Origin of the sequence: Bacillus sp. FSL R9-9492, from assembly GCF_038007365.1 — a bacterium.
Lineage (GTDB): Bacteria > Bacillota > Bacilli > Bacillales > Bacillaceae_G > Bacillus_A > Bacillus_A mycoides.
The window spans coordinates 5,480,213-5,493,094 of record NZ_JBBOXC010000001.1; the positions used below are offsets into that span (position 1 = coordinate 5,480,213).

Consider the following 12,882-nt stretch of genomic DNA (forward strand, 5'->3'; position numbering starts at 1 on the left):
CAATGATTATATAAGCATAATAATTCATCAATTTCCTACACACTTATGTTGTCCCTAAAAATATGCTAAATCCCTTATTTAAAAGAAAATTTCTATTCCTATTACATAAAAAAGCAAAACAAAAGACCTTATATTTCTATAAGGTCTTCGAAACAGAAATTTGATTATAACATAAGGAACTCCTTGGTTCAAAAAGCCCTTTCCAAAAATAGCCGATAGTAAAGGCTTCCATTTGCTACGTAACAGTAATTAAAAAAAATTATATTTTGCAGAAAAAAAACTATACTAGCTATTATTTATGAAAGAAATTCGGCTTCAAAATTTCATTTGGATACGGTTTATGATAAATATGAGTGGTAGCTGGCGACAACGGTGGAATGAGCCACACCCAATTACCTGTTACAACCCGTCCACATGCCGCTTCCTGCTTCTCAAATTGTTGAAATTGTTGTGCAGCTGTATGGTGATCCACAATACTAACTCCTTGTTTTTTAAAAGAATGTAAAACAGCCACGTTTAATTCAATTAGCGCCTTGTCTTTCCATAACGTACCGTTTCTCGATGTATCGAGCTTCATCATCTCCGCAACAGCCGGAAGTAAATTATAGCGATCATGATCCGCTAAGTTACGAGCCCCAATCTCCGTTCCCATATACCATCCATTGAACGGGGCTGCCGTATAAGAAATACCGCCAATTTCTAAGCACATATCTGAAATCATTGGAACCCCATACCATTTTGCTCCAAGTGACGAAATCGGGTATTCTGGGTGTTCAATTGGCACTTCTTTTACTTCTTCTCTCGGAATTTCTTTATATATAGGTGCCTTCCCGTTTATAGAAAACACAAGTGGCAATACATCGAAATTCGTACCTTCTCCTTGCCAGCCAAGTTCCTGACAAAAATCTGTAAACGTAGTGGAATGAGAGTCACCAATCACTCCCATTTCTGTGTTATATCCTGCATACCGAATCAATTGGTGATTATAAATTCGTATATTATTTTCTTCACCTTGATATTGCTTAAAAATTGTAATTGTCGGTTTAACTTTCCCATCGTTCGTTGCATATTTAATATGATGAATTAATGCATTGTATACACCTTCCTCATCATTTACTTCACGTGCATCTAATATGTGCATCTTACTCCAAAATAGTCTTCCGATACATCGATTACTATTGCGCCATGCCATTCGTGATCCATGAACAAGTTCTTCAAATGTATGCTCATACGTCCCCGTCTTCTCTATCTCAACTTGAATTTCTTTTATTCTCTCTTCTATGAATTGTTCTTTATTAAGCTCTTTATAGCAAACCGTAATAAAATGACTCGCTTCCTCTATTAATTGTTTCGTTTTACTCATAAACGATCTCCTTCTATTTCAACAAAACGTTACTACTTTACAGTATAAGCAAAAAGAATAAGAGTCACAAATGAAATTCGAAGTGTTACTTTTATTGTAATATTTTTCAGAAAATTAAAGAAATTACTATTGACTTGCATAAAAAATAGGTGTATTTTTGACTCAGGTAAATTATTTTTACCTAGACCAACTTTTTAATAAGAAAGGAGGGAATGTTATGTCTTCATTTCAATTGCCAAATCTTTCATATGACTATGATGAACTAGAGCCATATATCGATAGCAACACGCTTTCTATTCATCATGGAAAGCACCATGCGACATACGTAAATAACTTGAATGCCGCTTTAGAAAACTATACGGAATTACATAATAAATCTTTAGAAGAGTTACTATGTAATTTAGAAACTTTACCAAAAGAAATTGTTACAGCTGTCAGAAATAACGGTGGTGGACATTATTGTCATAGTCTTTTTTGGGAATTAATGAGCCCGCGAGGTGGCGGTGAGCCTAATGGAGACGTTGCAAAAGTAATTGATTATTATTTCAATACCTTTGACAACTTAAAAGATCAACTTTCCAAAGCAGCTATTAGTCGTTTTGGAAGTGGCTATGGATGGCTTGTTCTGGACGGTGAGGAACTTTCCGTTATGAGTACACCCAATCAAGATACACCTTTGCAAGAAGGTAAAATTCCATTACTCGTCATCGATGTATGGGAACACGCCTATTATTTAAAGTATCAAAATCGGCGTCCAGAATTTGTTACCAACTGGTGGCATACGGTGAACTGGGACCGGGTAAATGAAAAGTATTTACAAGCAATTCAATCACAAACACATTAGTCGTGCGTATAAGGTAAATTTGGTAATGTAAAATTAGTATTGTCGAAATCCTCCAGAATCCCCCGGATTGCCACCGGGGGATTTATGATTATTTCATTGTATTTATGTAATAACGTAAAACTTTTTCCGTCTCTAATTTCAACTCTCGGAACGGGAATCCTAATTCACGAGCCTTTCCATTATGTAACGTACAATTAATCACTCCATTATAAGGAGCTATATTATCTCCTACTTCTTGAATGAGCGCTTTTATCCCGGTATTCTCTTCTATGAAACGAATAACTTCTCTGGTAGAAACCACCCCGTTACTACAAGCATTAATTGGCCCTTCTATGTTTTCCATCCCGCACCAAGCTAAAAACTGTCCTGCTTCCTTTTCATGTATAAATGACAACTCTCCATCTATATGATCCACAACGATAGACTCTTGTTTCACAACATGTTCAACGTAAAATTGTAATCTTTTCGTATAATCGTTTTCTCCAATAACGACGGGAAATCTTACCACAACGACTGGGAATGTTGCATATTGAAATAAAACTGCTTCAGCTAATCGCTTGCCTTCACTATAATTGAAATCATTCCTACCTCCATACGTAATTGTATACTCGTACGGATTGAAATTTTCTTCTAATAGGACTAACGCAGGCTCATAGACAGCCATTGAAGATGTCATAATGTATTTTTTCGTTTTTCCTTTTAGCACTTCACATATTATCTTCGCTGCATTCGAGCTATAGCATAAATTATCGTATACAATATCATAGCTTTTACCTTCAAAACGCTCTTCTAGTAGCCTCTCATCTTCTCTATCTACAGTCAGTCTTTTTACTGCACTTCCAAAGGAATCTTCAGTAACTCCCCTCGTCGCAATCGTTACATCATGTCCAGCTTGCAACAGTACTTCTACTAAATGTTTACCAAAAAATCTTGTTCCCCCTAGCACCAATACTTTTTTCACCTTCATCATCCCCGTTTTCACAAATTGTAAAATACTACCTCTATTATTATAAATGCTAAAATAAAAAAACATGGAATCAGTTTAACAATTCCATGTTTTTTCTACACACGATACATTAACGTACTCGATATTTAAAAATACAATAGCAGCAATATAAAATAGAAATTACTGATACATAAACCCATAGTTCATATATGAATCCCTCGCCCCATACTCCCATAAAATAAAAGAGTGAGGGCAACGTCAATGTTACCCATGATTGTACAAAAGCAATTCTGCCAAGATATTGATTGATATTCTTTTTTTGTGCATTTAATACAAAGAATAAATACCAAAGTAATGCCCACATAAACCATGTTAACGCATTAACAACATCGTGGAATTGAACAAATGAAACAATCATATAGAATAAAGCAATAATTGCTACCCAAATACAGAACCAGCCTAGTCCACTACTATCCATTCCTTTAATAAAAGTAACGCCTACATATAAATAAGTTAAACCAAATAAAAAAGTAGCCGCATATGAATATACCGTCCAATTACTTTGATCAGAAATCATAATCAAATAGAACGGAATGATAATTTGTAATGCCCCCACAAATAAATTAAAGACACCTGCACTTTTCATCTCTACTTTGCCTAATATGACAAGACTATTTAAAAATAAAGCTGCACCTGAAAGTAATAATCCTACGTAACCCATATATATTCGTGTGAAAATCTTTCCCTTTCACACTTTTAACCTCCCCACAATATAAAGTGATACTTTATCCCGCATTAACGAGCAGTAAAACTCCCACCTCAAAATTCAGCTAGAGCAAAGAAGTTAAGTGAGAGATCAACTGCCCGTAAAGCCCGATTGGTGAAGGCTAATAATCAGTGGGGATGAACAACCCCCACCCACTGATTAAAGTTTCACTTTATTATTTTTCTTCCTATTTAAAACTACATACATAATTTTTAACCTGAATAAGTTAGACTTCCTACCTTAAAAAACAACAAATTTAAAACGCTTTCAATAATAAATAATCCTATCAAAACATGAAATAGGATTCCTTGATTATAAACGTACTCTAACAATGATACAAGTGTTGGAATACTTTTCAATACTACGTTTTGAATTTCTATAAAAAATTAGTAGAATGATACATTTTCCCTATCTCATTCTATTAATTATTTGCATAGAATATCGTACACTCATATTAATTTAGAAAGGTTTGATATTTATGCCTCTTCATTATCCAAATCATTTTGTTTTTCACTCCACAGGTGTATTAACAAGAGAGCCTGCAACTGTTTCAGCAGTAGTAAACATTGTAAATTTAGATGCATATTACACACACCATGTAACTATAGAGGTTTGGGATTGGTCTAACTATTCTAATCCTGTAAAATTACCTGTACTAATTGGTGAAAATACGGAAGTAGCATTCCCATATATTTTACAAGGCAACCACTTAGCAGTTTTTTATGCTGATTTAGATGACTCTATTGATTTGTATGAAATTCGTATTTCTTATCCTGGCCACTCCAATATTGTTGCAAATTGTTTTGGGCGAAGTATCCCGCCATATACAAGCCAAGAAGGTAATACAGTATACCATAAACAACTCGTTCGAATTCATTAAATCTCCCCTATTATGTGAAAGGGGCTGGGCTGGTCAGTAATACATTTATCTTTATAAGATAATCGTATTACTGACCTAAAGCGTGATAGTCAATCTTGATAGTATCTCATTTTGAACACTTGCTATTTATCATAAATATCATTCGGATTTATTGTAGGAACAAATCCATTTGTAGAACTATATTTTTTAGATACATTATCTGGGGTCACGGTAAACGTTACAATTTTATTGCTTTGTTGTTTAAAATAACGCATCCACTTTTGACTCCATTCATCTTTCGCAATAACTTGTTTATTGAAGTCTTCCCACAATACACCATGTATAAAATTCAAGGATGTATTTTTGATTGTGTCAAATCCCCAATTCTGTATAAGAAGCAGGTTGGAATCAACACTTTTAATTTCTTTTAATAAATTTACATATGCTTCTCGAAATTTCCCTTGTGTAGACGGCTGATCATAAAAATAGTCATCAATATCACCAGCTGTATCTAAAAACACCCCATCTATTCCTTTTCCAATAACTTGCTGTTTCACCTTATTCACAACAATCCCGCGGTAGTGTTCATCAGCTAAATTCATAATATATGTATCCCACTGCTCAATCTTCATTTTCTTACCATCTCTATAATAATAGTCTGATTCAACTACTTGCGATTTATGCCACGATTCTAATTCTAAAACACTAACATAGCCAAGAACTACCGTTCCTGATTTTTTTAATTGCTGAACCTGTTCTTTCGTAAATGCATATGGCTCTATAATAACCATGTCATACTTTGAAAGTCTCTCAATTACTTGCTCATTTGCTTCACCATAATAAATTTTATAACTTCGTACATTTTTTAAAACTGGTTCCACAACATTTGCTTGTGCGGATGTACTTGAGGAAAAAATAAAAGAAAATATAGCTAAAAAGCATACGGAACGTTTCCACTCCATAATAATATTACCCCCTATACAACTGTAATTTTCTATTGTTTTAAATATTAATACAAATATAGTAATACCATAACATTCTACATTTTTTCAAACTCGATTTTTTATAAAAATCCCAATAAATGCAATACATTAACAGAAATTAGAATTTATTTCACTTGAATTTACTACATCTCTGTTGATAAAATGATTTGGGCTTTATATATTATATATCTTAAAATAATTCTTTTAAATTATGTATTTTATTTCAGTGTACTATTCCTCAAAATTAAATTTGCAAACGAAAGAAGGGGTTTTTTATGCACTATAGACAATCTAATATATTCCAAAAGATGATTGAACCTACGATTCTCTTTATTGCACTATTTTTTCTATCAATACTAACTGATTTTCTTACACCAACGTATGAATACTTCCTACTCTTATTTATTACATTAATTATTTCTAGCCGGTATGGCATATCTATTGCCCTTTTCGCCTTTCTGGAAGCAATGATTTATATTTTCGTAAGCGGTATATATAAAGAAAATGATGTATTACTGTACTTTTATTCATTAGATTACTGGATAAGTTGGATTTTCTTACTTGTTATTAGTTTATGTTGCGGACTGATGAGCACTGCACAAAAAGAACGTTATGAAGATGTACATATGATAAATAATGAGTTGAAAGCTGAAAATAAAGAATTAAAATATGTCGTGAAACAATTGGATGAAACACGTATTACACTACGTTCTCGTGTACTTGAGTCAAATAACCACTTATCTAAAATGTATCATATGTTTAAAGCTTTAAATCATACACATCCTGAAATTGTACTCGATGAAGGAATGAATGTATTAAAAATGTATTTTGGAGCAAAAAAAATTGGTATCTATCACGTTGATAACAATAAACAATCGCTTCGTATTAAATTAAGAGCTGAAACTGGTAAAAATACATTATCTCAATCTATTTTCGTTAAAAACGCTTCCTTAGTCATCAAAAATGCGCTAGCGCATAATCGACCTTTTTTCCGTACAGATGAGGATTTTCAAGACGCTCCACTTTTAGTTGGTCCCGTCCTATTCCAAGATGATGTACAATACGTCATTATATTAGACGAAATCGAATTTTCAAAAGTAACTTCTGAGCAATTCGAACTTTTCACATGGTATTTACGCTGGATGGGTGATCGTTTACAAAACGCTTCTAATCTTTGGCTATCCAGTCAAGAGGATCGCACATTCCCTAAAACAAGCATTTATTATGAAGATGAATTTAAACATTTACTAAAAATAGAAAAGAAACGTTACGAAACACTATCTTATCCATATTCCTATTTTGAGTTCAATGCTCCACAAGATTATTTAGGAATGATAAATTCTATTTTAAAAGACCATTTGCGAGATATCGATATATTCGGTTATAGTACGACCGAGCAGACAATCATGATTTTATTACCTGGCACTGAAGAACATTTTTGTATACAAGTTCAAACTCGTATACAAAACGCTCTTTCTTCTAAAGGAGTCATAGTCTAATGATTTTACTCCTTCTTTATTTTATTTATGTTATTTTGGTTTTTCTTTTATTTCGATTTACGAAAAGTTTGATTACTAAAGATAAAAAAGGAATTATTGAATTTTGCTTGATTCTATCTCTTCTTTTCCCGCTTATCGGACTTATTGTATCAGCAATCATGTTATTACTTAATATAAGACGTTTCAAAACCGAGTGGTTACAGCAATACTCTGATTATGTTGCCTTTCACGTTGATAATTACGAGGATATTTTGGAATCAGCAAAACAAGATATGGACTTAATTTCATTTTCTTCTGGATTAGAACTAGATAAGCCTGAATTACATAAACAACTCATTGTACAGTTAAGCTCCTCCTCTATTGCTAATGAAGGAGGCTTATTGAAAGAAGCCATTCACCATAAAGATCCTGAAACTGTGCATTACGCAGCAACTACTATTAATTTACTAAATGAACGGTACGAAAAACAAATCGAATACTTAAATAAGCAATTTCTACAAAATCCACAAAATGAAATTGCAAAAGAATTGGTTTCTAACTATTTAAGATATATAAACAGTGGTCTCCTTTCTAATCAGCAAAAAGAAAAAATAATCGCTGAATTTATGAATTTTATTACACAAGGTGTAGAACTATTCCCTAACGAACCTCTTTACCCTTTCCATCTTGGAAATCTGTTTCTACACACAAAACAATATGCAAAGTCTGAAGAACAATTTTTAAATCTTATTCATTTCTATCCTGAATCATATTACGGTTACGTTGGTTTACTTGAAATATATTATGAGCAACAGTTATGGGACGAGCTCTATAACTTAATCAATAATCTAACAGATGCAAAAAGAGTTCATATACTACCGCGTAAATATCAATTATTTGTAAGGCAGTTTGGAGGCGCACACATTGAAAAAGGGGATTAATATATATATCGGGATTATTAGTATCATTTTATTTCTCTTAATTTTATCCATCCTTATATATCGAACAGAAAATTTTTATCAAAAGTTTTCTGTTCCTAAAACTAAAGAAACAGATACTGTTAAAACACTCAAAGCAAAAGATGTAGCTCAAAATGGACAAAAAATGCAATTATACGTTTTAAAAACGGATAATACATTAGGGCAACAAGTCGAATTTAATACGAAGAAGGCAATGGATTACGCACACCTACACTATAAAGATATTACAGCTAATGAAATTAAGGGACTTACTCCCTCTCCCTATACAGGGATTATTATTACAGGTGAAATAATGGAGCAACTTCCACAAGCTGATATTCAAAATTTTGTACAAATGGGCGGAAGAATTATTATCGCAAACCGACTTGATTCAGATCCTTCCTGGAACACATTATTTGGTATTACCCAAAAAGAAGGTTTCAAAGATGCGAAAGGATTAACCTTTGAAGAAGTTTTATTCCCTGGTTATCCAGATCTCTCAAGTTCTTCTCCATTGTTTACTCATAGCTCAATGAATATTACGCTAGATGAGAATACAACTAATACTTGGATTACAGCGGAAGATACTCCCATCCTTTGGACCAATGACTACGGTGAAGGAAAAGTCTTATATTGGAATACAACAGCATTGAACGATAAATTAGGTAGAGGTATGTTCGTTCAATCACTGGGTACTATTTTCCCGACTTTCGCTTCAGCACAACTTGGAGCGGAGATTATGTATATCGATGACTTCCCATCTCCGATTCCAAGTGGAGAACTAAAAAACTTAACGAAAGAAAAAATTTCTGTTGAAGAATTTTATAAAAAACATTGGTGGAAAAATATGAAGGATATCTCTGAAGATCTTGATATTAAATATACGGGTGTTGCCATTGGGACGTACCAAAATAAAGTAACGCCACCCTTTGAAGATTTCACAGGTAAAAATAGAAATACCTATTTATTATTTGGGAGAGAATTACTAAGTCACGGCGGGGAAATAGGCATTCATGGCTATAACCATCAACCTTTATTATTACCACCAGATCCAGTAGATAAAGCACTTGAATATGTTCCATGGAATTCAAAAGAGGATATGGAGAGCTCCTTAGATGCTCTGCAAAAACTCGTGTATAACTTCTTTCCAAACGAAAAATTAAAAACCTATGTACCACCATCCAATATTATAAATACAGCTGGATTAAGTGCATTAAACGACGCGGTTCCAACTATGGAAACAGTTGCTTCTCTATATGTGGGAAGTAAAAGTAACGGTAGTTTAATTCAAGAATTTGGACCAGATGAACATAATAAAAACATTTATCACTTCCCGCGCATTACGAGCGGCTATGCTATCACAGATGAAGAGCAATTTATCTTAACTGATGTTACCGCAAATTTAGGGGTTATCTCACATTTCGTCCATCCAGATGATATCCTTGATGAAAAACGCTCAGGTAATTTAACATGGGAAGAATTATTTAAAGCTTATAAAAAGACAATTAAAGAAATACGAGAAAGATATCCTTATATGAAAAGTATGACCCAAAGTGAAGCAACTGCTTCTATGAAAATTTATCAAACTGGTGACCTAGATGTTTCTTATGAAGATGATGCTGTTCACATTGCATATAAAGGGTTACCAAACCATACTTCAACAATTATACATGTAGAAGAAGGTAAGAAAATACAACCTGGCTCATTCTCTTACGGTACGGTTAAAAAGCTTGATTCCCAAATTTATAGCGTTACGTTAACGAAAGCCAGTGCTACGATTCCAATTAAAGGAGCATAACAGATGAGAATAGGTTTGGTCGTTGAAGGCAGCTATCCCTTTGTAAGTGGAGGGGTAGCAAGCTGGGTTCAAATGATTATCCAGCAGTTTAAAGAACATGAATTTACGATTTTCGCGATAGTCCCTCAAGTAAAAACAGAAGATGAATATCAATATGAAATTCCAAGCAATGTAAAAGACATCATTCTGATTCCTTTGCAATCAGAAAATGAAGCAAAACATATAAAAACTAATTTAACTAAACAAGAAGTACAGACACTTCAAAAATGGTTTACATTTCAAGCTAACGATACAACAGCATTACAAATATTAGGAAATAAACAAAAGCTAGGAACACTCCATTCCTTCTTCGAAAGCCGTGAGTTTTATGCAATTGTTAAAGAAAGCTATTTATATGAAGAAAGTAGTGGATCCTTCTTAAATTACTTTTGGATGTGGAGATCTATGTTCACACCAATCATTCAAATTTTACAAATTGATTTTCCTGAATTAGATCTTATTCATTCTGTATCGACAGGGTATGGTGGATTGCTTGGTGCTGCAATTAGTGCCAAGTCCGATATACCATTTATTCTAACTGAACACGGTATTTATTCTCGGGAGCGCGAAGAAGAAATACTACAATCTACTTGGATACCAATTGAATATAAAAAAAGATGGGTTTCTTTCTTTCATCACTTGTCTCATCAAGCATATGAACAAGCCGCTGATGTAATTACGTTGTTCGGCCGAAATAGTGCATATCAAAAAGAATTAGGTGCTCCGGCCCATAAACTAAAAATCGTTCCAAATGGCGTTACTTTATCTGACTATAAAGGGTTACGTAAACCAAAATACAATTCGGATAAACTCATCATTTCCGCTATTATACGAGTTGTGCCAATTAAAGATGTAAAAACAATGATTTATGCAGCTAAATTATTATTAGAAAAAGATATTCCATTTATATTTTACTTACTAGGTCCTGATACAGAAGAAGCAGAATATGCTCAGGAATGTCGTGATTTAATTCAACAATTAGGATTAGAAGAGCATGTAATAATGACCGGCAAAGTAAATATTAAAGATTACTTAAAACAAACAGATATTCTCCTATTAACAAGTATATCTGAAGGACAACCATTAGCTATGTTAGAAGGAATGGCAGCAGGATTACCATGGGTTGTTACAGATGTCGGCTCTTGTAAGGAATTAATTTACGGACAAGATGAAGATCCTTACGGACAATGTGGATTTGTTGTACCACCTGTATCTCCTGAACAAGTTGCCATTCATTTAGAGTGGTATTATCGTCACCCTGAATCCATTCAACAATTTGGGGATAACGGGCGCAATCGTATTGAAGCGCACTATCAATTATCAGGTGTCGTTGATAGTTATCGTAAGCTTTACTTAGAAAGAGGTAAAAAAACATGGCAGGGATAGGATTTCGTTTACAAAAATTATTCCAAGAAGACTACTATTCTTCCAGAATAAAAGCGTACGGATTTTCATTATTTGTTACAGCTGGTCCTTGGTTAGTCGTTATTTTAGCAGTAACAGCTATTCGATACATTTTAAGTTTGTTCCATTCTATTTCAATTGAGGAACAGCGCCTTTTTACAATTTCAATTTCATACTGCTTCATTTTTTCTCAAATCATATATGGTGCCTTGCAGCTCATCGTAACTAGATATGTGGCCGACCTTTTATACGAGCAAAAAGCTGATAAAGTATTTTCTTCCTTTTTAGGAATGACGAAAATCACACTTTTTTTAGCTATTATCTTATGGCTTTTGTTTGCAATTTTTACGCCATTAGCCTTGTATTATAAAATCGTGATGCTATTTTTATTTTTAGCTTTAAACATCATTTGGATTCAATCCATTTATTTAACAGCAGCTAAAGATTATCAGTCCATCGCTCTTGCATTTTTAATTGGTTCCATTTTCTCCTTATCTGGAATTGCGCTTATCGCTTACTGGCATCCAACACTTGGAATAGAACACGGATTGGCCCTATTACTTTTAATTTCTTTTACAATCGGGACTTTCATTACATTAGTGTGGTTAAGTATAGTTATTGTACGAATGTTTCCAAATAGTGATGCTACTGAACAATTTACCTTTCTTTCTTATTTAGATAAATATCCAGAACTATTTTGGTCAAGCTTACTTTACAATATTGGCATTTGGGTATGTAACTTTGTTATTTGGTTCGGAGAAGGGCGAGGAAATATTGAAAACACGTTTATTTATCATCAAATTTATGATACATCTGTTTTCTGGGCTTATTTAAGCATTATCCCAACCTATATTTTCTTCGTAGTATCCATTGAAACAAGGTTTTATGAACGGTATAAGAAGTTCTTCGGTTCAGTTAACAATGGGGCGACATTAAATACAATTTTACAATTAAAAGAATCAATGAACTTTGTCCTAAAGCAAGAAATGGAACGAATACTTCGTAATCAAGGTATTTTTTCTTTACTTATTATTTTTATAATATGGATGTTTAGTTCACAATCTGGGAACGTAACACTTGAATACTCTATTTTGCAGCTGACTATAATTGGTGCTTATGCAAACGGGATGGTCCTTGTTATCACGTTACTACTCTTATATTTTGAAGATCGTAAAGGGGCATTTCGAACATCAGCCCTGTTCTTTTCTGCAAATTTGTTATTAAGTCTTCTTCTACTTCCATTTGGGTTCAATGGTTACGGTATTAGTTTTGCACTTGGATCTTCTATTACATTCTTATATGCTATTTCTAGGCTCTTTGCTTACATTAATGATATTGATTACTATACGTTTTGTCAGTCAAATACTCCTATAAAACGGCGAACTTTCTTTACTAAATTTGCTAATAAACTTAATGGAAATAAATAAATAAAAATGACCTTTT

General features: G+C 33.4%; 11 protein-coding genes. 7 read left to right on the top strand and 4 right to left on the bottom strand.

What is annotated here, in order from left to right:
* Positions 1 to 292: 292 nt before the first annotated feature.
* Positions 293 to 1,363, bottom strand: a complete 1,071-nt coding sequence (locus MKY70_RS28145) for a nitric oxide synthase oxygenase (protein WP_341026316.1) — start codon at positions 1,361 to 1,363, stop codon at positions 293 to 295.
* A gap of 217 nt (positions 1,364 to 1,580) precedes the next feature.
* Between MKY70_RS28145 and sodA the strand changes: the two genes are divergently transcribed.
* Complete coding sequence (gene sodA / locus MKY70_RS28150; RefSeq protein WP_341026318.1) at positions 1,581 to 2,207, top strand: superoxide dismutase [Mn]; 627 nt, start codon at positions 1,581 to 1,583, stop codon at positions 2,205 to 2,207.
* Between the two features lie 88 nt (positions 2,208 to 2,295).
* On the opposite strand, the gene MKY70_RS28155 is transcribed toward sodA, so the two are convergent.
* Both MKY70_RS28155 and MKY70_RS28160 read right to left on the bottom strand, forming a co-directional pair.
* Positions 2,296 to 3,240, bottom strand: coding sequence for an NAD-dependent epimerase/dehydratase family protein (locus tag MKY70_RS28155; protein ID WP_341026321.1), 945 nt, complete (start codon positions 3,238 to 3,240; stop codon positions 2,296 to 2,298).
* A gap of 43 nt (positions 3,241 to 3,283) precedes the next feature.
* Entirely contained in the window at positions 3,284 to 3,874 is a 591-nt protein-coding gene (locus MKY70_RS28160; RefSeq protein ID WP_002068662.1) for an AmiS/UreI family transporter, read from the bottom strand.
* A gap of 523 nt (positions 3,875 to 4,397) precedes the next feature.
* On the opposite strand from MKY70_RS28160, the gene MKY70_RS28165 reads away from it, so the two are divergent.
* Positions 4,398 to 4,799, top strand: a complete 402-nt coding sequence (locus MKY70_RS28165; protein WP_002192217.1) for a hypothetical protein — start codon at positions 4,398 to 4,400, stop codon at positions 4,797 to 4,799.
* Positions 4,800 to 4,921: 122 nt separating this feature from the next.
* Here MKY70_RS28165 and MKY70_RS28170 read toward each other — a convergent pair whose 3' ends face one another.
* Positions 4,922 to 5,740 (bottom strand): endo alpha-1,4 polygalactosaminidase, encoded by an 819-nt coding sequence (locus MKY70_RS28170; RefSeq protein ID WP_002130160.1) that lies wholly within the window; start codon positions 5,738 to 5,740, stop codon positions 4,922 to 4,924.
* A 296-nt stretch (positions 5,741 to 6,036) separates the two neighbouring features.
* Here MKY70_RS28170 and MKY70_RS28175 point away from each other — a divergent pair, with 296 nt between their 5' ends.
* Genes MKY70_RS28175 through pelG form a run of 5 tightly spaced genes read left to right on the top strand, consistent with a single transcriptional unit; the run spans position 6,037 to position 12,866 of the window.
* Positions 6,037 to 7,260, top strand: coding sequence for a GAF domain-containing protein (locus tag MKY70_RS28175; protein ID WP_341026324.1), 1,224 nt, complete (start codon positions 6,037 to 6,039; stop codon positions 7,258 to 7,260).
* Positions 7,260 to 8,180, top strand: a complete 921-nt coding sequence (locus MKY70_RS28180) for a tetratricopeptide repeat protein (RefSeq protein ID WP_088033903.1) — start codon at positions 7,260 to 7,262, stop codon at positions 8,178 to 8,180. The genes MKY70_RS28175 and MKY70_RS28180 overlap by 1 nt, the downstream gene beginning before the upstream one ends.
* Positions 8,164 to 9,996: a DUF2194 domain-containing protein gene (locus tag MKY70_RS28185; protein ID WP_289405064.1), complete on the top strand. Its 1,833-nt coding sequence runs from the start codon at positions 8,164 to 8,166 to the stop codon at positions 9,994 to 9,996. Before MKY70_RS28180 ends, MKY70_RS28185 begins: the two co-directional genes overlap by 17 nt.
* A 3-nt stretch (positions 9,997 to 9,999) precedes the next feature.
* The gene (pelF, locus tag MKY70_RS28190; protein ID WP_088033907.1) at positions 10,000 to 11,421 is read left to right on the top strand and encodes a GT4 family glycosyltransferase PelF; all 1,422 of its coding nucleotides are present in this window, start codon (positions 10,000 to 10,002) and stop codon (positions 11,419 to 11,421) included.
* A complete protein-coding gene (pelG, locus tag MKY70_RS28195) occupies positions 11,409 to 12,866 on the top strand; it encodes an exopolysaccharide Pel transporter PelG (protein WP_088033909.1) in 1,458 nt (485 codons plus the stop codon). The genes pelF and pelG overlap by 13 nt, the downstream gene beginning before the upstream one ends.
* The last annotated feature ends 16 nt before the right edge of the window (positions 12,867 to 12,882 follow it).

Coding starts and splice junctions, on each gene's coding strand:
- MKY70_RS28145 (WP_341026316.1), bottom strand. CDS start 1,363: ATGAGTAAAACGAAACAATTAATAGAGGAAGCGAGTCATTTTATTACG.
- sodA (WP_341026318.1), top strand. CDS start 1,581: ATGTCTTCATTTCAATTGCCAAATCTTTCATATGACTATGATGAACTA.
- MKY70_RS28155 (WP_341026321.1), bottom strand. CDS start 3,240: ATGTTTTTTTATTTTAGCATTTATAATAATAGAGGTAGTATTTTACAA.
- MKY70_RS28160 (WP_002068662.1), bottom strand. CDS start 3,874: ATGGGTTACGTAGGATTATTACTTTCAGGTGCAGCTTTATTTTTAAAT.
- MKY70_RS28165 (WP_002192217.1), top strand. CDS start 4,398: ATGCCTCTTCATTATCCAAATCATTTTGTTTTTCACTCCACAGGTGTA.
- MKY70_RS28170 (WP_002130160.1), bottom strand. CDS start 5,740: ATGGAGTGGAAACGTTCCGTATGCTTTTTAGCTATATTTTCTTTTATT.
- MKY70_RS28175 (WP_341026324.1), top strand. CDS start 6,037: ATGCACTATAGACAATCTAATATATTCCAAAAGATGATTGAACCTACG.
- MKY70_RS28180 (WP_088033903.1), top strand. CDS start 7,260: ATGATTTTACTCCTTCTTTATTTTATTTATGTTATTTTGGTTTTTCTT.
- pelF (WP_088033907.1), top strand. CDS start 10,000: ATGAGAATAGGTTTGGTCGTTGAAGGCAGCTATCCCTTTGTAAGTGGA.
- pelG (WP_088033909.1), top strand. CDS start 11,409: ATGGCAGGGATAGGATTTCGTTTACAAAAATTATTCCAAGAAGACTAC.